The organism is Arcticibacter sp. MXS-1 (assembly GCF_041902385.1).
GTDB lineage: Bacteria > Bacteroidota > Bacteroidia > Sphingobacteriales > Sphingobacteriaceae > Arcticibacter.
Genome location: NZ_CP169244.1, coordinates 62,689 through 84,435 on the forward strand (window position 1 = coordinate 62,689; position 21,747 = coordinate 84,435).

A 21,747-nucleotide genomic window follows, 5' to 3' on the forward strand; every position below is an offset into this window, starting at 1 on the left:
AAAATGCGAGCTATTTTAAAACAGACAAAAATGAATAGGATACTATGGTTAACACTGGCCATTTCGGCGTGTTTCACATCCTGCAAGAATGGAGACTGGGAATTTGACGACTTCAACTTCCAGTCGGTCTATTTCGCTTATCAGGGACCGGTACGAACCATTACGCTGGGTGAAGATATTTTCGACACCTCGCTCGATAATGCGCACAAGTGTGAAATCATGGCAACAATGGGCGGCGTTTACGCCAACAAGAATGATGTAACAGTGGCGATCAAAGTGGACAACGCAATGGCAGAACGCATGGCTTTTAGCACAGGCGGTGACTTGATTGCGATGCCATCGAACTACTACACACTGGCTTCAGATAAAATCGTGATTCCAAAGGGAAAAATTTCAGGGGGTGTGGAGGTTCAGCTGACAGACGCGTTCTTCGCTGATCCCCTTTCTCTAAAGAACACCTACGTGATTCCGATAAAAATGACCAATGTGGCCAATGCCGATTCGATCCTGGCGGGTAAGGACTACGTCTTCTATGCAGTGAAATACATCAACACCTGGCAGGGCAATTATCTGCGAAGAGGGAAAGACGTGATCACGGGAAAAAACGGCAATACATCGTTAAACAAAACCCTGGTGAGGAGGAAACAATATGTAGAAGATGATGAGGTCGCTCCAATCAAAACGCGTTCCTTAAGTGCGTCTGAATTTCCTGTTGTGTTTAAGGATCAAAACAACAATAACATCACTTGCAAGCTGCTGCTAAACTTTGACGCTTCAGGCAATTGTACCATCACCAATGGAGATGACACGTTTACTGCCAGCGGAAGCGGAAAGTTCGTCAAGAGAGGTGAAAAAAACAGCTGGGGTGCTAAAGACCGGGATGCCCTTTATCTCAATTACCAGATTGACCTCTCATCCATGCACATTTCCTCTGCTGATACGCTGGTAATGCGCGATCGGGGAGTTAAAATGGAAACTTTCACCCCAGTTCGCAAATAGTGTTCAGATAAAAAAATTACGAGATGAAATATATTTATCAAATGGTCCTGGGCCTGTCACTTTCTGTGGCAGTGACTTCCTGCACCAAACACGAGACTCTCGACTTTGAGGTGGATAAGCCCGCGAGCTTAGCCGATCAGGAAATCATAGATGCCTATGAGCCACTCAAAGCCTATTTAAAACCAGAGACGAGTTCGAATTTCAAATTCGGCGTTGCACTCTCTCTGTCGGAATACATTAATAAGGGCGTGAAGTATCGTCTGGCAAACAGCAACTTTAATGAGATCGTGTTGGGCTACGAAATGAAGCACGGCGCGGTGGTCCAATCGAACGGAAAGCTAAACATGGATAACATAAAGTCGCTTCTGTCGGCCGCAAAAAATGCAGGGATGTCAGTATATGGCCATACATTATGCTGGCACGCAAATCAGAACGCCACCTATCTAAACAGTCTGATTGCGCCAACTATCATCCCGGGAAACGGGCCTGCACTGGAAGCCAATTTACTATCGAACAGCAATTTCGACGCAGGAAATATCTCGGGCTGGTTCGGATGGGGTAATAGCTCTGAAAGAGGAGTCACGGCAAGCGGACAAGGGCACGGCGGCACGGGATACGCCCTTTTTATGACCAACCCCTCGAAGGTAGAGTCGTACAAGGCCCAAACAGCGTACGACTTCAGCACCCCCTTGCAAGGAGCATCGACCTACAAGCTCAAGTTTTATGTAAAAGGAACGGTGGCAGGCAGCGCCTCGGCTGGCCTGCAGGATCCGGTAACCTATAGTGGCGATGATTTTGGCTCATTCAATATTACTACAGACTGGCAATTGGTTGAACTCGAAAAAGTGACATCGACGAACGACAGAAAGCGCTTCCTGTTCAGTTTTGGAAATTATGGGGGCACGATTTATATTGATGACATATCATTGCAGCGTTTCAATCCAAACGCAGGTGAGCAGCGCATCGAGAAAACTCAGGCAGAAAAGAAGCAGATCATCACTAACGCACTTAAACAGTTCATCTCAGGCATGGTGGATACATGCAAGACCTATGTAAAAGCCTGGGACGTGGTGAACGAACCTATGGACGATGGCCGCCCATATGAACTTAAAACGGGGGTGGGTAAAAAGCTTGCTGCCGACGAATTCTACTGGCAGGACTACATGGGCAAGGATTACGCTGTTGAAGCGTTTAAGCTAGCGCGGGAACATGCGAATGCCAGCGACAAGCTTTTCATCAATGATTATAACCTCGAATACAACCTCGACAAATGTAAGGGACTCATTGAGTATGTGAAGTACATTGAAGGAAAAGGGGCAAAAGTTGACGGAATAGGCACACAAATGCATATCACGATTAAATCAGATAAAGAGAAGATCGCCAATATGTTTACCCTTCTGGCGGCAACCGGTAAATTAATCAAGGTATCTGAACTTGATATCGGCTTAGGCGACGTTAAAACCGCTCAGGCAACCAAGGAGCAGTATAAAGAACAGCAGGAGATGTATAAATACGTCATAGACAAATATTTTGAGCTGATTCCTCCTGCTCAGCGGTACGGAATCACAATCTGGAGCCCAACAGACAGCCCTGCAAATTCGAGCTGGAGAGCAGGCGAACCTATCGGCCTGTGGACCGAGGGCTTTACCCGTAAACCGGCTTATATGGGAGTGGCAGAGGCCCTGAAAGGCAAATAGCCCAAAGAAAAGAACGATGTACCGGGAGCTGTGCAGAACGAGCTCCCGGTATTTTCATCGCATAAACCTTATCATTCTGCCGGAACTACCTCTCTTTATCAAGCAACGAGAATTATACTATTCCTTCCCCCGCGGCATTATGCTTTTTAAGGAAAATAGCGCTTAAATTCAAGAAACAGCGGCCTGAAGAGCTCTAAATCTGCTCCGCTAAACATTTCTGCTACTTTTTTAGTCACCCGGTTCCGACCCAGTAGACAGCGGCAGATAGCTTTGTTTCATGCTATTGCTCCTGAGCAAGGCTGTACCAGTTATAAACAACAAATTTCCATCACCTTAAAACAATTTATTATGAAACGATTTCAACCCGCCTCAGGGATGTTCTCCTTGGCCAAGGCTGACATCACATGCGCGTCTTTCTTTCTAACCGACGGCTAGACTGAGCCACAATTTCTATGGTGCCTGCTTTCAATAAAGGGCCAAAAGCAAGTCATTAAACTACCAATTCACTTCTAATAGAAATACCTGTTATGCAAAGACTCAAACTCAAACTAAGTCCAGAAGCCTGCGTAGGTTTCTGTGTATTAATTATAGCCTTGTTATATCCCTGGCAATCCCGGGCACAGGGTAATCAGATAACTGTAACCGGGACAGTGCGGGAAGCTTCAGGAGTACTGCCAGGCGTAAGTATTAAAGTAAAGGGAACAACAAAAGGCACTATCTCTGACTCGCAAGGAAAATATCGCATCAGTACTGCTCCAACTGCGGTACTTGAATTCATCAGCATTGGTTTTGCCAGGCAGGAAGTTCCGGTAAACGGACGAACAGTTATTGATGTGGTGTTAAAAGCGGATGAAAAAACGCTTGATGAAGTGGTCGTTATTGGATATGGAACACAAAAGAAAGTGGACCTCTCCTCCTCTATAGCGACCGTTGAAACAAAGGACCTATTAAAGGTGCCGGGCGGCTTTCAGGCCGTTATGCAAAGTTCAGTTCCGGGCGTGCAGGTGAACGCCGGTACGATCAGGATCCGTGGTGTAGGGTCTATTAACAATACGGACCCCCTTTATGTCGTCGACGGTATGATCGGAGGAGCTGTGCCTGACGATAACAACATCGCCAGTATCCAGATCCTTAAAGACGCAGCATCAAGCGCCATATACGGATCCCGCGGTGCTAATGGGGTCATCCTGATCACGACAAAACGGGGAACGGCCGGCCCCGTGAAGCTTGACTACTTTGGCTTTAGTGGCACGAAAACGATATCCAACAATGTGGATATGCTGAACGGGCAACAGCTGGCTGAACTGATCAATGAAGAGATGTACAATCAGAACCCGGCCAGGACGGACTATCTTCCTGCACTGTCCAACCCGGCAGCCATTGGGCAGGGGTATAACATGGTCGACGCCCTGCTTCATACCGGTTCTTACCAAAAGCACAACCTTTCAATAAGCGGCGGCGGAGAAAATGCCACTTTCCGTATTAATGGTATTTATTCAACCGACAAGCCTATTCTGATCCGCGACAAGTATAAGACGTATGGCACGCAGTTCATTTCTGATTTTACGAAAGGCAAATTAAAGATCGGAGAAACAGTGCTGCTGAACTTTAACAGCCGGACCTGGAGCGATAAGAATCTGATCGATGCACAAAGGTGGTCATCCACCCTCCCGCTCTACGATCCGAACAGCACTACCGGATTCGCCGGCGCGGGTAACGGAACTGATGTTGCCAGTGCTCTTGCCAATGCCTACCTGAATGAGAACAACAATGAAAGTTTCTTCGCCAACGGAAACGTCTGGGCCTCTTACGAGTTTATTCCCGGGCTGAAATATAAGTTCAATTTAGGTCTTGATCTGAACAGGAGCAGAAACCAGGGCTATATCTCCGCCTATTCCGTAGGTCAGTATCAGAACCACGATCCGGACGAATTGAACATCTCCAGCAATCAGAACAATCGCTGGCTCTTTGAGCATACGCTGTCGTACGACAAAACGATAGGGAAGCACAACATCAGTGCTGTTGCAGGTATCACGTCTGAAGAGTCGAGGTACAAAGCGGTAAACGCAGGTGCAAGGGCTCTGCCGAGCTCCGACGTATTAATTCTGGGGCTCACCACCTTGTCTTCATCCAAAGTGGTAGGATCGGGACTGGGGCAGTTTGCCATGTATTCAATGCTGGGACGTATCAACTACAGTTATGAAAGTAAATACCTGCTTACGTTCAACTTCCGGCGTGACGGATCAGCGAACTTCAGTAAGACCTACCGTTACGGGAACTTTCCTTCTGTCTCTGCAGGCTGGAGGGTTAGCCAGGAGAAGTTCATGAAAAATGTCTCGTTCATTAACGACCTGAAACTGAGAGGAAGTTATGGTCTGCTTGGTAATTCAGACATTGCTCAATACCAGTATCAAAGGACAGTCAGTTTCGACCGCGTGTGGTATTATCTGAACGATGTGATGGTAACAGGAGCACAGCCCCTTACCCCCTCCAATCCAAATGTGAAGTGGGAAAGCCAGTACTCCACCGACCTCGGAATCGACCTGTCCATGTTTAATAACAAGGTATCGCTGACGGCTGACTACTATAACAAAAAAACGGAGGACATGCTGGTCAACGTACCGATCTCCTATGTTGCAGGGTATATCGATAATTTCCCCGTTTTAAATGCAGGCAATATCCGGAACCGTGGCTGGGATTTCATTGCAACTTACAGGAATTCATCAAAGAAGTTCGGTTACTCAGCATCCGCAAACATTTCTTTCGTGAACAATAAAGTGCTAAGCCTCGGTAACAACAACGAAATACTATTCGGAGCGGTAAATCCAGGAGGCGATAACGTGACGAGAACGGCTGTGGGCCGCTCTATCGGGGAGTTCTGGGGCTATATTACAGATGGGCTCTATACTACTGATGCCCAGCTGCAGCAAGACAAAGCCTTTGCTCCAAAAGCAGCCCTGGGGGATGTGAGATTTAAAGACCTCAACGGCGATAATGCAATTAACAATAAGGACAAGGCGTTCATCGGCAGTCCTATTCCCGACTTCAGCTACGGCTTTAATATGGACGCAAGTTATGGGGCAAAATTCGGCACCCTTGACTTTTCCATGATCTGGCAGGGAGTACAGGGGAACGAAATTTATAATAACAGCAAGTACTGGGGAGAAGGGATGTATCATTACTACAATAACTTCGCCACTACGCTTGACAGGTACCGCGCAGAGGAGCTCGTATTTACCAACCCGGTCTCGGGTGTTAAAACGGTTTATCCCAAAAATGTAAACACTGATATGCCGCGTGCTGTACTGGGCGACCCGAATCAAAACCTGCGTGCATCAAGCCGGTTCATCGAGGACGGCTCATACCTGCGCTTAAAATCGCTGACACTGGGCTATACCCTGCCTGAACAAGTGGCCAAGAGGCTAAAGATTGACCGGTTGCGTTTGTATGTCGGGGGCAAGAACCTTTTCACCTTCACCAAGTATTCAGGCTACGACCCGGAAGTAGGATCAGACGAAGGAAGATACAATCTCGCCCGTGGTATCGATGCGCAAAGGCCATGGGGCCGGACCTTCCCCAATTCAAAGGAATTCTTTTTAGGAGCACAGTTTACACTATAATTTTTGAAGATGAAAACGATCATAAAGACCCGAAATATTATCTTGCTTACTATTGCTCTGCTGGCAAGCTGTAAGCCCGACCTCGATCTCCTGAACCCGCAGGAATTGTCTACCGATACGTATTACCGTACGGCTGATCAGCTGGAGGCGGCTGTTATACCGGCCTATCAGGCCCTGATCGGAAGAGCTGCCGGGGGATACGGACGCGCCTTATATTACGAGCTTCTCGCTCCCGGCGACGATTTCGATCACACCTTTAAATGGGAGCCGATGTATCAGGATACCTATAATACTCCCGCCAGTGACGGTATGGCTTCTAACACCTGGAAAGATTTCTGGAATGGCGTTTCTACAGCAAACCTCGCTATTGACAAAATATCCAACTTTACAGGGCAGATTGATGAGCAACGTAAAAACAGGCTACTGGGAGAGGCGTATTTTCTGAGGGGGCTGCATTACATGCACCTGGCCTGCTTATTCGGCGAAACGGTTCCACTGATGGACAAACCCATCACCTCTGATGCCGAGTACTATCCAACCAATTCAAGCAAGGGGCAGATATACGCTCTGATTGTAAGCGATTTTCAGAAAGCAGAATCGCTGCTGCCGGTGAGGAAGACCTTGTATGCAAGTGCAGCCCACATCGGCCGGGCCACCAAGGGCGCCGCACAGGCCTATCTTGCCAGGGCCTACCTCTACAGGCCGATCCTGGAAAGCGGACAGGCAGCTGAATTTGCAAAAGCAGAAGCAGAATTAAAGAAAGTGATTGAAAGCGGAGAATACAGGCTCGTGGATTATTTTAAAGACAATTTCTCCGAGAGAACAGAGAACAACTCTGAATCAGTTTTTGAAGTGCAGCTGCACAATGGGCCGGGATGGCTTGGAGACGACATCTCCTGCTCCTGGCGCTGGCAGGAAATCGGAATGTTTGACGGAACAGGCGGCGCCTGGTGGAACCTCGCTCCAAATAAGAAAACATATGACGAGTTTGAGCCAGGTGATCCGCGAAAATACATGACCCTCTGGTGCGACAACGGTGCCTATTACACACAGGTGGACGGCAAGGTTACAAATTACACAGACTGGATGAAAAACCTTGCTACCAACAAGGATAAGTATGGCACCCGGAAATATTGTCCAGACGTACAGGTACCCGATATTGATGACGGCATCAACGACCGCCTCCTTCGCTACGCCGACGTTTACCTGATGTATGCAGAATGCCTGAATGAAAAGGGAGATGTTGAGGGCGCCAAGTTCTATATCAACGAAGTAAGAAAACGTGCTAACAACATCGTGCCATCAGAACAACCGCATCTATGGTATCAGCATTCGAGAGGAACAATTCCCGATGTCGACGGACTGCTGGCAAAAGATATGACGATCAATGGTGTCAGACTCAATAACATCAAGAACATTATCGCTCATGAACGGTATGTTGAGTTTGCAGGAGAGTATCTTCGCTATTTTGACCTGCTTCGCTGGGGCAGTGCTGACCCGAAATGGCTGGAACCACTAAAGAAGCTGGGATGGACTGAGCGGTCAACCTATTATCCATTCCCGCAGGCAGAATTGGATAACAATAAAAACCTGAAGGGTAATGCGATGAATAACTAGCAGAGGCCTGCTTATAAAAAATGCGTTCGGACATTCCTGGAAACTAAAACCAGGAAATAGTCCGAACGCATTTCTTTTTTATAAAGAGTGGGCTCAAGCCCTGGTGCCGACAGAAACGGCGGCTATTGTCAATTCTTATAAAACGGTTACTTTGACCTTTTTCAAGCTCCTTTCAGCCGAGCTGTTCCCATACAACAGTTCATACTCCCCTGGCATCACATCCATCTTCAAAGCGGCCTCATTATAAAACTCAAAAGCAGAATAAGGAATTTCTATTGCCTCATTCACTGTTTTCCCTGCCGGAATTTCAACTCTCCTGAAAGCGCGAAGGCTCTTCAAGGGGCCATCTGTATCATTTATTCTCCTCACGTATACCTGCAAGACCTCTGTTCCGCTGACCTTTCCCTTATTAGACAGCGGCACGGTTAACGTAACAGACCCTCCCTTAGCGACCTCCGGCTTACTGATGCGACAGTTGCCGACAGCGAAAGTGGTGTAACTAAGGCCAAAACCAAATGGAAAAAGAGGATCAGACATGAAACGGTAAGTGCGGCCTTTCATCGAGTAGTCTTCAAAGCCGGCAAGCTGAGAAAGGTTTCTGTAGAACGTTACAGGAAGTTTGCCTGAGGGATTGTAGTCGCCGAACAGGACATCCGCCACAGCTTGTCCGCCGGACTCTCCTCCATACCATGCCTGGAGGATCGCGTCGCAAGACTGGGTTTCAGGAACAAGAGCAATAGCAGAACCGGAGCAATTCACAAAAATGACCTTTTTCCCCGCCGCCTTTAGTGCTTTCAAGCAGTTCCGCTGCACTTCTGGCAGCTCAATATCGGTGCGGTCTCCCCCTTTAAAGCCCGGGTAAGAGACAGGCATTTCCTCCCCTTCCAGAAGAGTGGAAAGGCCGCCGGCAAACACCACTTCATCAATGCCCTCTAACTTTTTGAGTAAGCCGGCGAAATTAACGTCGAGCTCTTTTCCAAAGTCGAATTCCAGGTTTGCTTGCCAGTTATTCAGCTGAGCGTACCGGATTTCAACCTTATACCGTTTACCTTGTTCCACCTGATAAGGTATTCTGGACGGCAATGTTCGCCAGTTGTTATATTTTGCCAGTGATGTGCCGTTGACGAGAAGTTCAAAGTATCCTGTTGCACCGCATTTGAACACGATCTCCTCACTTTGCGGCGCTTCAAATTCGGTTTCATATTTAGCAGAAAAAGATTCCAGACGTACTCCTGAAGCGAACTCGTGCTGCCCCGCAGTTGTTAACTTAACAGGCTGGGTGATCTGCACGCTTGTAACAATATCGCCTTTCAGCTCGCGGTTGTTCCAGTAAGTGGCCTTAAAGCCGCCTTTCCCGTTAATCGATGCCCTGGAAAAATAACTTTGCATGACCTTGTTTTCCACCAGATCACAGGCCTTGTCAAAAACGACATTGCCCTCTCCAATCCTGGATCTGATACCATCCAGGATCGTTATAGTCCTCACAGGCTTGCCGTTATAATTGCCCCACAATACAGGCTCATCATTTGCATTCGGACCTATCACCGCTATCTTTCTTGGCGCTCTGGAAAGAGGTAAAGCGTTATTTTTGTTCTGGAGAAGCGTCATCGACTCGCGCGCCATTTGCAGGGCGATTTTACGATGCTCCTCATTATTGATCACAGAAACGGGGATTTGGGCCCAGGGCACCAGAGAGTCGTCATCCATTTCCCCTAAGTCAAAGCGTGCGGTGAGAACCCGTATTAAACTCTTGTCTATTTCCTTTTCAGCTATCAGTCCCCGGCGTACGGCTTGAGGCAGGGAAGCGTAGGCGTATCTGTCCCACACGCATTCCACATCGGTACCTGCAAGGGTGCCTTTGGCTGCTGCATGAACCGAGTCGGAAGACACTTTATGGCTGGTAAAGAAATCTGTGATAGCGCCACAGTCGGATACAACGAGGTACTTGAAGCCCCAGTCGTCACGCAGAATGGTTTGAAGAAGACGGCCGTTTCCGCAGCAAGGCTCGTCATCAAGGCGCTGATAGGCGCACATAACCTGCCTTACATCACCTTCCCGCACCAGCGACTTGAACGCAGGCAGATACGTTTCAAACAAGTCGCGGGGCTTCACCTTGTTCAGATTCAGCTCATGACGGTTCCACTCAGGGCCGGAATGTACAGCAAAATGCTTGGCACAAGCGAGCAGCTTCCGGTATTTCGAGTCGCCCGGCCCTTGTAGTCCTCTCACCACTGCCAGTCCCATACGGGAGGTCAGATAGGGGTCCTCGCCGTAGGTCTCCTGCCCGCGGCCCCAGCGGGGATCACGGAAGATGTTCACATTAGGAGTCCAGACAGACAGACCAAGGAACCGGCGACTTTCCTGCCCGCGCCGGAGAGCATTGTGATACTTTGCGCGGACCTCATCAGAGGTGGCGTTGAAAACCTTATACACAAGGGAATCATTAAAGGATGCTGCCATGCCGATGGGTTCAGGAAAGACGGTTACACTGTCGGTATTAGCCAGACCATGCAGTGCTTCACTCCACCAGCTGAACTTCCTGATGCCCAGTCTGGGCACAGGTTTCGACTCGTCCATCATAAGCGAGGCCTTTTCCTCAAGAGTGAGCCGGGACGTTAAATCCCTGGCGCGCTCCTCGGACGACAACCGGGGATTTTTGTACGGAAGCGACTGCCCAAGGGCCTTGTCGGCAAATAAGGAAAGTACTGATAAGCAAAATAGCACCCCCTTAACGGCAGCTTTATTAGGAACAAATTGTATTGCCATATTTAGAATGATTAGTTTCCTGACGCACACCCCCGTTCTGAGTTAAACTAGAGGGAGTTTAGAAGATCACGGCCCCCTTAAGAAGGGGCCGGAACCGCGGAGCAGCAGGCCATACAAAACAACAGGCCTGTTCATACCGCCAGCTGCTTCTGGTAGTACCGGCGAAGACAGACGGATTAACAGCACAGCATGACAGAGCCGCCTGCATGCTCCCCTGCCTTTCAAAACTAAGGCGAAAAGGCAGGGAGATATAGCAGCTATGTCTAAAAAAGCAGGCAGAATGTATAACGCCAGCCGCAGAATGGGACGTCCGGTAACCGTTATCTAAGGCACTCGACGGGTTGCATTTTCCTTTTCTTTGATAAGTACTCTGATGGAACCATATTGTACTTTGCTTTAAAAGCCCGGGCGAAATAGTTGGGCGTTGAGAAACCGACCTGATAAGCAATCTGAGCAATAGTCAGATCGCTCTGCTCGAGAAGAACTACGGCGCGGTCGAGCTTAACTGACCGGATGAACTCAACAGGGCTCATCCCGGTGATTTCAAGTATCTTTTTATAGAGCGAGGCCCTGCTCATTAAGAGATTACGCGCCATTGCTTCCACCGACAGCTGGGGGTTGTTAAGATTTTCCTCGATATATACGAGTACTTTGTTGATAAACTTTTCATTCTCCGATTCGATCTCAACAGCCGGAGGCAAAACCTTTACCTGTTTGACATAAGTATCTTTCAGGGTCTGATTTAGGGTTAAGAGATTTTTAATTTTAACGTTAAGGACTGCAAAGTTAAAGGGCTTGGTCATGTAATCGTTCGCTCCTGACTCCAGGCCTCTTATTTGGACATCGTCACCAGCAGAAGCGGTTAACAAAATAATGGGAATATGAGCGGTCCTCTTATCCGACTTTAGCTTTAGACTCAGTTCAATACCGTTCATTACCGGCATGTTGATGTCGCACACGATAATATCGGGATGCAGAGAAAGAGCTCGCTGCCATCCCTCCTTCCCCGTTGTGGCCTCGTAGATCCGATACAACGACTTCAGGTTGTCCTTGATATAGAATCTAAAATCGTCATCATCCTCCACAATAAGAACCGATGCTCCTTCGACTGCCTTGCTTTGATGGTCGGGGTAGCCAGCTTCGCTCGCCGCCGCAAGCTCTGCAACGGGCGTCTGCTCGTCCTCTGTTATTTCAAGCTCACCTTCGGCGGAGTTAAAAGGAATGGAGACGATGAACCGGCTTCCCTTGCCCTGCCTACTTTCAACGTTTACTGATCCACCGTGCATCAACGCAAATTCCTTCACAATCGAAAGCCCTATGCCAGTTCCCTGATTGAGCACCAGTGGTCCCGGATCATGCTGAAAGAAACGTTCGAAGAGCTGTTTCTGAGCGTTCTCAGGAATGCCTATTCCTGAATCCGACACAATAAGATCGATCGGCTTAACGTTTTCGCCGGCCCCCTGGCCTGCTGCAAGCTTAACGAGAACTTCACCGCCTTCCTGAGTGAATTTAAACGCGTTAGAAAGGAGATTAAACAGTATACGTTCAATCTTATCATGATCAAACAAGACGAAAGCCTTGTCCAGCTCTGAAGAGAATGTGAATGTGATATTTTTCCTCGCGGCCACATCCCCGAATGAATCAGCAGCTTCACGGGCGAACGAGACTATATCGCCAGCAGTAAGATGCAGTTTCAGCTCCTGTTCTTCCATCTTTCTGAAGTCCAAAAGCTGGTTAACCAGGTTCATCAGCCTTCTCCCGTTTCGTTTAATGAGGGCAAGCTGTGCAATGTGGTCCTGTTCCCTGATCTTCTCTATCAGTGTCTCCACAGGGCCGACAATCAAAGATAAGGGCGTCCGGAATTCGTGGCTAAGGTTGGTAAGGAACTTAATTTTCATAATGTCCATCTGATGCAGATGCTCGGCATGCCTGCGTTCCTGTTCAATAAGCTGCCTTGCTTCAATTCGTTCCTTCTCCAATGCAAACTTCATTTCCAGCTTCTTAATTCCGCGATACCGGATCCATAAGATGAACGCGAGCGCACTCAAAATATAGAAAATATACGCATATATGGTACGCCAGAATGGAGGAGATACATGGATAATGAGAGACCGCCCCTGATTGTTCCAGACCCCATCGTTGTTGCTTGCCCTCACTTCAAAAATATACTCTCCCGGGTCGAGGCTGGTATAGTAGGCAGTACGCTCCTTTCCTGCTACAATCCAGTCCTTATCAACACCCTTCAGGCGATATTCGTACTGATTTTGTTCTGAGATGGTGTAGTTAAGAGCGACAAAACTGATAGAGAAATTGTCTTTGTACTTAAGGTCAATTTCTTTGGCAAGGAGCACCGACTGCTTCAGAGGGCCGTCTTCTGACGGTATCACAACTGCGTTATTCACCCTCAGGTCCGTAAGAGCAACAGCGGGACTGCTCTTGTTAGTCCGCAGTACCGACGGGTCGAGATAGTTAAACCCCTCCTGACCACCGAAGAATAGCGTCCCATTTGCTAAGCAAAGGCCGGCGCCAAGAACAAATGGACTGTTCTGCAAACCGTTGTGAAACGAATAGCTCTTAAACTTTCTGGTTTTAGGATCAAGCCTGCTGATCCCTTTATTTGTGGTGACCCATATGTGTCCCTCCTTATCTTCAACGATCTTCTGAACGGCATCATTAGCAAGACCGTCCTTCTCGGAGTACGTTTCAAAGCGGCCGGTTTTCCTGTTAAGAAGACTAAGTCCTCCGCCATTCGTACCCACCCAGATATCACCATTCTTTCCTTCGTGGATAGTGACGATATAATTACTGGGCAGTCCATTCCTCTCTCTGGTATAAAAACTAAAACGCTTACGCGAAGGATTCCAAACAGAAATTCCTCCCCCAAAAGTCCCTATCCACATATTCCCATGACGATCCTGCTCCAGAGCGCGGATCACAGGATGCGAAAGATACAGGGGATCGAACGGGCGGGCCGGGTTATTCAACAATTTCTGTATCTGGCCGCTTGAAGGGTCATAAAGATTTATTCCTCCGCCATTGGTGCCAATCCAGACATGTCCTCTATTATCTTCACGAATACAAAAGACGTCGCTGAAGTTGAGGTTGCCAGGGCCAGTCCCTTTCACAAGATGCAGCCTGTTCCCTGTCTTCAGGTCGATCATATAGACCCCATCAAGGAAAGTGCCCACCCATAGCCGGTTCCCTTTTGCCATCTCGAGTGCCAAAACGGAAAGGTGCCCATCGCCGCGCGCTGAAGAAGCGGGCGACAGGGGGTAATGGGTGAACTGCCCGCTGCCCGGCTGAAACAGGTCAATTCCGCCCCCGTCAGTTCCTACAAAGACGCCCTTGCCAGGATACTCAGCGAATGATGTTACTACAGGTGCACTTAACCCGTTTACGTGAAAAGGATTGCTTTCAACGAGCTTAAAACTTGTATAATTCGGATCATACTTACTGATGCCGCCCTGAAACGAGCCTATCCAACTAATACCATTCTCGTCAAAACAAACAGACCGGATTGACTTTGCCCTTAAACTATTTCTGTCGCGCCGGTCCAGGCGATAGATGTACACGCGGGAGCTGTCAAGGTCGACAACACTTAATCCATCTTCCGTGCCCAGCCATACAAGGCCGTTCGGTGCTGTCCTTACTGTGTATATAATATCACTGCTGATATTCGGCCCTGCAGGTGTCTTTTGACTTAATGTTCTCAACAGTGTCCCAGCGGAATTTAAGACATGAAGGCCTCCCTGTGTTCCGGCAAGGATCCGTCCTTCCTTGTCCTCATTAAGAGATAAAACAAACGCTGTAAATTGAATCGAAGGCCCGGCTGGCGAGTATAAAAACCTGGTAAACTGATCGGCTTTCCTGTTATACCGGTAAAGGCCTACGTCAGTGCCCACCCACATCGTTCCCCTGGAGTCCCGGAGAAGCGCAATAACGGTATTTGTATTAAGCTTCCCCGGCCGGCTTTCCTTTTTATAAGTGCGGACCACCCTGTGGGTCTTCGCATCGAGGACGAAAATACCGCTATAAGAGGCCAGCCATACCCTTCCCGTCTTATCTTCTGAAATCGCAGTTATTGCAAGCCCACCTAAGGCCGGGTTCAGCCTGCTCAGATCAATAAAATCGTCTTTATTCCGGTCGTAGATCGTTACTGACCCTCCGTTAGTTCCGATCCACAAAGAACCGTCTGAACCCTCGAAAAGCGAAGTGACGTGGTTGGCGGGTAATGACGATGGCTTGCCGCTTATGTGCCTGTACACTTTAAAAGAAGTACCGTCGAAACGATTGAGGCCGTCCTCTGTGGCAATCCATAAGAAGCCAAGACGATCCTTGAGCATGGCAAATACGGTATTTGAAGACAAGCCGTCCCGGGATGTAAAAGTGGTAAAATTAAGGTCGGGCTTTTTACCGCTGAGTTGTAAAGAATAAATAAGGCAAAGTACCAGTAGTCCGGCCTTATTTAAAAGTCGCTTTTTCTGCATGTAGAGGTCCTGTCAATAATTGTTGGTTTAGGCTAAAATTAGCCATCCTGCTTTGAAAACAGAAAGATATCTTAAATTTTTCTTTTAGGACATCCCTCTTGTGCACCTCTCGCTTTAGGTACGCCTGGTTGCCTCACCCAATGAAAACGTGGCTGTAAGCGTTCCTGTAGGGGACGTACTTTCTATATTGCCCCAGACAAAAGCAAAAGAAAGGACCTGTCCAACATTTAATAGAACATTTGTACCATAAAAAAAGCCAAACGTCCCCTCCTAAAACAGTGTCGTGTCCTAGTTTTACCGACGCCAACTAACAAGACCGGCAATAACTGACCTGTTATGAAAAGAGTACTGTTTATATTCACTGTTAACTCCTTATTTTTCTTATTTACGGCTTGTCATACTTCGAAAGGAATCAGCGGTCCGCCCGCCGGCCTTTCATTAAAAGAAGTATTTAAAGAGGATTTCCGGATAGGAACAGCTATGAATGCAGAACAGGTAATGCAGAAGGAATCTTTGTGCGAAAAGCTGGTAACGCAACACTTCAACGCGGTTACCCCCGAAAATGCCATGAAAGCAGAAGTCGTCCATCCCGAATGGGACAAATACGACTTCACCCTGGCGGATCAGCTGGTGGACTATGCACGCCGCCGCAAGATGGAGGTGAACGGTCATACCCTGATATGGCACAGTCAGCTGCCCGACTACGTAAAGACACTGAAAGACGCAGATTCGGTCCGTCTTTTCTTTACCAGCCATATACAGACTGTTGCCTCGAGGTATAAAGGCAAAGTGGCCACCTGGGACGTCGTGAACGAAGCATTAAACGAAGACGGAAGTATGCGGAAAACAATCTTTCTGGACAAACTTGGCGAAGACTATGTGGTAGAAGCGTTCAGGCTCGCCCAAAAGGCAGCTCCCGGCACCAAGCTTTACTACAACGACTATAATATTGAGGAACCAGCAAAAAGAGCCGGAGCAATCCGGCTGATCCGGAAAATACAAGCGGCGGGTGTAAGGATCGACGGCGTTGGAATACAGGGGCATTGGAATGTGAACGATATCCCGCTAAAGGAAATTGACGATGCGATCAGGGAGTTTTCGGCCCTGGGCCTTGAGGTGAGCTTCACCGAACTGGATATCAGCGTTCTGCCAAATCCTTTCAGGTCAAACACGGCGAACGTAGGCGATCGTGCTGCTTATAACGCGAAAATGAATCCTTATCCTGATGCCCTCCCCGACTCCGTTCAGGAGCGCCTGGCAGACGGGTATGGTAAAGTGTTTCGCATCTTTCTTAAGCACAGAGATCAGATCAGCAGAGTGACGCTCTGGGGAGTAACAGACCGATACTCGTGGCTGAACAACTGGCCAATTCAGGGACGAACCAACTATCCACTCCTCTTCGACAGGCAGTACGCAGCGAAGCCTGCCTTCTACCGGGTGACAGACCTCAAAAGAACCAACTAAACTAAGAACCTAAACGAAAAGAATAATGGACAGTTCAAGTAACAGCGCGATTGAAACAGCAATACCAATCGCTGAACAGCGAAAAGCGGCAAGGAGCGGGAAGCTCTCAGTAACGGAAAAAATAGGCTACAGCCTGGGGGACCTGGCGGCAAACCTGATCTTCCAGACGCTCATGGCCTTCCTTGCCTTTTTCTATACAGATATTTATAAAATACCTCCTGCCTCTGCCAGCCTGGTGATGCTCGTAGGAGGCGTCGTAGGCGCTTTCTTTAACCTGGCAATGGGCGCAATTGCTGACCGTACCAATACCAGATGGGGAAAGTTCAGACCCTGGGTGCTGTGGACGGCGGTACCTTTTGGCGTGATTTCACTCCTCGCCTTTTCGACTCCACACTTCAGCGAAGGCGGGAAGATTGCGTACGCATTCATCACGTATTTTCTTCTGGTCATCGCCTATTCTGCAAATAATCTCCCTTATTCTGCCTTAAGCGGCGTGCTTACAGGCGATATGAAGGAGCGGAACAGTCTCGCTTCTTATCGCTTTATAGCAGTTATGGTTGCACAGTTCATCATACAGGTACTTCTGCTGCCCATTGCACTCTCTGTAGGCGGAGGAGATAAGGCAGCAGGATTTGAAAAGGTGATGATGATCTTCGCTATCACTGGGGTGATCTGTTTTATTATCACATTTCTGACCACCCGTGAAAGGATTGCTCCTCCACGTGAACAGAAGACCCCTCTCTCGCAGGACCTGGCCGATCTGGGCAAAAACAAGCCGTGGATCATCATGCTGGTACTGACCATTCTGGTGTTCATCACGCTGTCTACCAAAGGAGGAATGAACATCTTCTACTTCAGGTATTACCTTACGGAGGAGAGCCAGGTCAGGTTCCTGGATGCCATCGGATTTGACGGTATTATTCAGAGCCTGAGCAACATCTTTACTCCCGAAGCCTTTTCAGAATTCAGGAAACCAGGAAGCGCGCCCTATGCTGTGGCCAGCTTCACAAGTGCCTTTAGTACGATCTCTATGATCCTGGGCATCGTGGCATCTAAACCTCTCGCCGACCGCTTCGGAAAGCGCAACATCTTTGGTTGCTTTCTGGTGCTATCGGCGCTCTGCCTGATCGTTATCAATTTCTACTCATCTTCTGCGGTTGCTGCGGTATTCCTGACACAGGCCCTGCACGGATTTCTGTACGGAGTCACTACCCCTCTTCTCTGGGCTATGATTGCTGACGTGGCAGACTATTCGGAATGGAAAAACAACCGCAGAGCGACGGCCATTATTTTTTCTGCCATGATCTTTGGCTTGAAAGTAGGATTGAGCGTTGGAGGAGCATTGTCGGCCTGGCTGTTAAGTGTTTTCGGGTATATTCCTGATGCTACAGTCCAGGCGTCATCGGCAACAGCTGGAATCCGCATGCTGGTAAGCACTATCCCGGGCCTGATATTCATCATAGCGGGCACTCTGCTTTTTTGGTATCCAATCAACAAGAATATGGAAATTCAGCTGGAGAGAGACCTGGGAGAACGGAGGGAAAAGACGGCTGGCCCGCAGAACGAGCCCACAGAGATATAACGGCACTCCCCTGCACAGCCACGCCCTAAGGCAGCCCGTAAAATCGGTTTTGGGGTTGCTTTCCTGACTGGTGTACTGGTCCTGTCGCAGAGGGACGCTTTGAGTAACAATTATGACTGTGGCAGTAAACAATTTTGTTGAGCGCTAAAAACGTAATTTCTAAACAGTAAATAGTTCAATTATGCCTGAAGATCCTATTGATCACATCGACTTCGACGATTTAAACAAGCGGGCGATATCGCAGCCCCTGGTAAAACATATTTACACTGCCGACCCGTCAGCTCACGTTTTTGAAGGGCGCATCTATATCTACCCCTCTCACGACATTGACGCGGGAGTTCCCTTCGATGATCTGGGTAGCCACTTTGCGATGGAAGACTATCACGTACTTTCAATGGATTCGCCTGACGGAGAAGTCACCGACCACGGCGTAGCTCTTCATGTTCAGGATGTTCCCTGGGCGGAAAGACAAATGTGGGCACCCGACGCGGCACATAAAGACGGAACGTACTATCTGTACTTCCCGGCAAAAAAAACAGACAATATCTTCCAGATCGGGGTCGCCAGCAGTACTTCTCCGAGCGGACCTTTCACAGCAGAGCCTGAGGCAATTAAAGGCAGTTATTCTATCGATCCTGCGGTCTTTGCTGATGATGATGGCGCGTATTACATGTACTTTGGAGGCATTTGGGGAGGACAGCTGCAGTCGTACCGCAACAACCAGTACAGCTCTGACTATGCAGAACCTCTTCCGGAGGAAATAGCGCTCGGTCCGCGCGTAGCCCGCCTGACCGACGACATGAAAGAGTTTGCTGAACCTGTAAGGGAAATTGTGATCACAGATGAAGAAAACAAGCCCCTGCTGGCAGGCGACACAGAAAGACGGTTCTTTGAAGCTTCCTGGATGCACAAGTACAAAGGGAAGTACTACTTCTCCTACTCTACAGGTGATACTCACTTTATTTGCTACGCCGTTGGCGATTCTCCGTACGGCCCTTTTACATACAAGGGAAAGATACTGGAGCCGGTGGTAGGCTGGACCAGCCACCATTCCATCGTCGAGTTCGGAGGCGAGTGGTACCTGTTCTACCACGACTCGTCATTGTCAAAGGGTGTAACGCACCTTAGATCCGTGAAAGTGACTCCGTTAAGGCATAATGAAGATGGCTCAATTGAAACCATCACTCCGTATGCCGCACAGGCATAGGCCCTGAAAGAAGATTGCGAAGAGGCCGAAATCACATGTAATTTCGGCCTCTTCGCTTTTTCCAGTCCATTAAATAGCTTGCCGGGCAACAAGCTACTGCATCCGCGTCCAGTACTTTCTGAATAGTTCGGAAGCCACTCCAACAGGATCACCTACGGCCTGAGTGCGGTACTGTTCGTGCCCATGCACCCATTTCCATTCCCAGTCTTTTATCTGCTCTTCGAAGGCGTCGAAGTCTGGTTCCTTGCCCTCGGCTTTGCACTGAGCGATATAGTTGAAGAACTGCTGCCACCTGGGCTTGTAGAAGCCGCTGAGCATTCCGTTCCACTGCCTGTTAGAATATTCATGGAGGTTCGAATTGCGGTCGCCCCATAGGGTGATCAGGTTGCGCGCGTTCTTCTCATACAACTGCTTTTCCTGATCGTTAGTGCCGTAGTTACGTGCCGATTGCAGCCACACGCCTAAAAGAAAATCTTTTCTCGTTCCGAGCAGACGGTCCATGTCATCAATGATAGAAAGGAACTCGGTGGTTCTGACCTTGAACTGTGTCTGGTCCTTCCGGATGTAGGCGGCGGCAAAGAGTTGCTGGACGGAGTCTGCGTAATTGGCCAGCACCTGTCTGGTCAGATCAACGAGATCGTACTGAAACCCCTCGCTGTTTTTTAAAGCAGGAGCCGCCTCTACAAAATATTTCCATGCCGGAAGCAGATCTTTTGGGTTATAGCTTTTCTCCGTGCGGGTACCGCCTGTACTCCTCTTGAACGTCGGTCTTCCCGTGATGATAGACTCTGGCCCCCCACTGGTGATACCACCGTTATAAACAGTTACCCTCAGGATGGACCAGGCCTTCTCAGCGTTCACGTTTTGTTTTCCGTAACGCCTATGGGCGTAGTCCTTCAACCAGCGATCCAGGTCAATGGGAGTATCCCGCCAGACATTATCAAGCATGAGCTCGTACATGACGGGATTTTGTTCAATGGCCTCGGGGGTAAGGCCTATGCCCACCATCTTCCGCGACTGCGGATCCTTTAATGCAGCAGAAGGGCCTTTAGCTACTTCCTCCATGCGGCCATACATACTGACGTTCCCTCCGAAGTTGTGCAGCATGCACCAGATCCAGGGCTTGCCGTAGTAAGCTTCCGTACGGTTCCATACCGGATGGTTCTCACTCCAGAGGTCGAGAATGATCATTTTATCATCAGGCACGGCGCTCAACAATGCCTTTATCTGCTCCTGCTGCCAGAACTTGGCATGAAAGTGAAAAAGCCAGCCCTGCATAATCCAGGTGGCTCCAGGGTCTGCCGCAGCCATTGACTGGTATACCTTCTTGCTGACGGCATTCAGGAAAGCCGGATCATTCGTTGGCGGAGCATTTTCATTGAACGTGTCGGACGTATAAAGGTGGTCTGTTCCATAGGTCTTTATCTCCTCCTCCAGGAACTTTTTGCCAATGGTAATAAACATGGGATCATCGGGATCCAGGATATTCACCTCAGGAAAGCCCGCCCAGTCCGTTTTCTTGAGGCTGGCATTGGGGAACTTTTCCTTAAAGGAAGGAGGCACGTGGCCTGTGAAAGCCGGCAGGATGGGCGTCATCCCCAGAGAGCGTTCTCTGGCCAGGATCTTCTTCTGAAGCTCTTCGTGTTTCTGCATGAAACTCTGCGGAAGAGGGCCGCCCCAGGCGTCCAGGTTTCCCATCCAGAACCAGTTGAAATAAGCAGGACCGCTGAAAAATCCTTCCAGATCCTTGTCTGTGAATCCCATGCTTTTATACACCCGTCTCCAGACTGAGTTCTGCCCTGTAATGGCAAGCGGCATATTAATGCCATTCATCGCCATCCAGTCTATTTCTTTTTCCCACCGCTCCCAATCCCACCAGCTCATCGAGTAGTTGAACGTACAGTAGTTGAGATAGTATCTCCTGCTGTACGGAGTCTTTCTTACAATTGTTTGCTGCGGCAACGGCAGGGAGGATGGCAGATTGAGGTTGCTGCCATTCCAGGAGATATGACAATTAGCTACATAACGCAAATAATGGTTAAACGCACTCGCTATGGAAACTCCGTTCGTTCCTCTCAGCAAAATGTTCGTCCCCGCGCGGGATATCTCAAAGTGATCGGCCCCTGCATTTCCGGTGGAGCTCGGAATGATCTCCGTTTTAAAAGCCGCTGCCCGCTCTTTCAGCACGCGCCTGATCAGCGCATTAACTGACTCCAGCTGCTCCTTATTTGTCTGGGCATGCAGGATAAACGCTGTAAACCACAGCACTGCAAAACTGAATACCTTTCTCAACATGTGCACTTATTAT

10 protein-coding genes are annotated in these 21,747 nt (G+C 48.8%); 7 read left to right on the forward strand and 3 right to left on the reverse strand.

Going from position 1 to position 21,747, the window contains the following annotated elements; translation table 11 throughout:
* The first annotated feature begins 30 nt into the window (after positions 1-30).
* The 4 genes from ACES2C_RS00230 (at position 31) to ACES2C_RS00245 (ending at position 7,933) form a co-directional block, all read left to right on the forward strand.
* Positions 31-999, forward strand: coding sequence for a DUF5627 domain-containing protein (locus ACES2C_RS00230; protein WP_374165038.1), 969 nt, complete (start codon positions 31-33; stop codon positions 997-999).
* A 23-nt stretch (positions 1,000-1,022) separates the two neighbouring features.
* Complete coding sequence (locus ACES2C_RS00235; RefSeq protein WP_374165039.1) at positions 1,023-2,696, forward strand: endo-1,4-beta-xylanase; 1,674 nt, start codon at positions 1,023-1,025, stop codon at positions 2,694-2,696.
* Positions 2,697-3,223: 527 nt separating this feature from the next.
* The gene (locus tag ACES2C_RS00240; RefSeq protein WP_374165040.1) at positions 3,224-6,316 is read left to right on the forward strand and encodes a SusC/RagA family TonB-linked outer membrane protein; all 3,093 of its coding nucleotides are present in this window, start codon (positions 3,224-3,226) and stop codon (positions 6,314-6,316) included.
* 9 nt (positions 6,317-6,325) lie between these two features.
* Complete coding sequence (locus ACES2C_RS00245) at positions 6,326-7,933, forward strand: RagB/SusD family nutrient uptake outer membrane protein (RefSeq protein WP_374165041.1); 1,608 nt, start codon at positions 6,326-6,328, stop codon at positions 7,931-7,933.
* A gap of 135 nt (positions 7,934-8,068) precedes the next feature.
* On the opposite strand, the gene xyl3A is transcribed toward ACES2C_RS00245, so the two are convergent.
* Positions 8,069-10,699 carry a xylan 1,4-beta-xylosidase gene (xyl3A, locus tag ACES2C_RS00250; RefSeq protein WP_374165042.1) on the reverse strand — a complete coding sequence of 877 codons (2,631 nt, stop codon included), beginning with the start codon at positions 10,697-10,699 and terminating at the stop codon, positions 8,069-8,071.
* 320 nt (positions 10,700-11,019) lie between these two features.
* On the reverse strand, positions 11,020-15,186 hold the full coding sequence (locus ACES2C_RS00255; RefSeq protein ID WP_374165043.1) for a two-component regulator propeller domain-containing protein: 4,167 nt from the start codon (positions 15,184-15,186) through the stop codon (positions 11,020-11,022).
* Between the two features lie 336 nt (positions 15,187-15,522).
* On the opposite strand from ACES2C_RS00255, the gene ACES2C_RS00260 reads away from it, so the two are divergent.
* The 3 genes from ACES2C_RS00260 to ACES2C_RS00270 all read left to right on the forward strand — a co-directional run bounded on the left by ACES2C_RS00260 (position 15,523) and on the right by ACES2C_RS00270 (position 19,439).
* Positions 15,523-16,650, forward strand: coding sequence for an endo-1,4-beta-xylanase (locus ACES2C_RS00260; RefSeq protein WP_374165044.1), 1,128 nt, complete (start codon positions 15,523-15,525; stop codon positions 16,648-16,650).
* 25 nt (positions 16,651-16,675) lie between these two features.
* Positions 16,676-18,232 carry an MFS transporter gene (locus ACES2C_RS00265; protein ID WP_374165045.1) on the forward strand — a complete coding sequence of 519 codons (1,557 nt, stop codon included), beginning with the start codon at positions 16,676-16,678 and terminating at the stop codon, positions 18,230-18,232.
* Between the two features lie 181 nt (positions 18,233-18,413).
* Positions 18,414-19,439 carry a glycoside hydrolase family 43 protein gene (locus ACES2C_RS00270; protein WP_374165046.1) on the forward strand — a complete coding sequence of 342 codons (1,026 nt, stop codon included), beginning with the start codon at positions 18,414-18,416 and terminating at the stop codon, positions 19,437-19,439.
* A gap of 93 nt (positions 19,440-19,532) precedes the next feature.
* On the opposite strand, the gene ACES2C_RS00275 is transcribed toward ACES2C_RS00270, so the two are convergent.
* Complete coding sequence (locus ACES2C_RS00275; protein WP_374165047.1) at positions 19,533-21,734, reverse strand: alpha-N-acetylglucosaminidase; 2,202 nt, start codon at positions 21,732-21,734, stop codon at positions 19,533-19,535.
* Between the last annotated feature and the right edge of the window lie 13 nt (positions 21,735-21,747).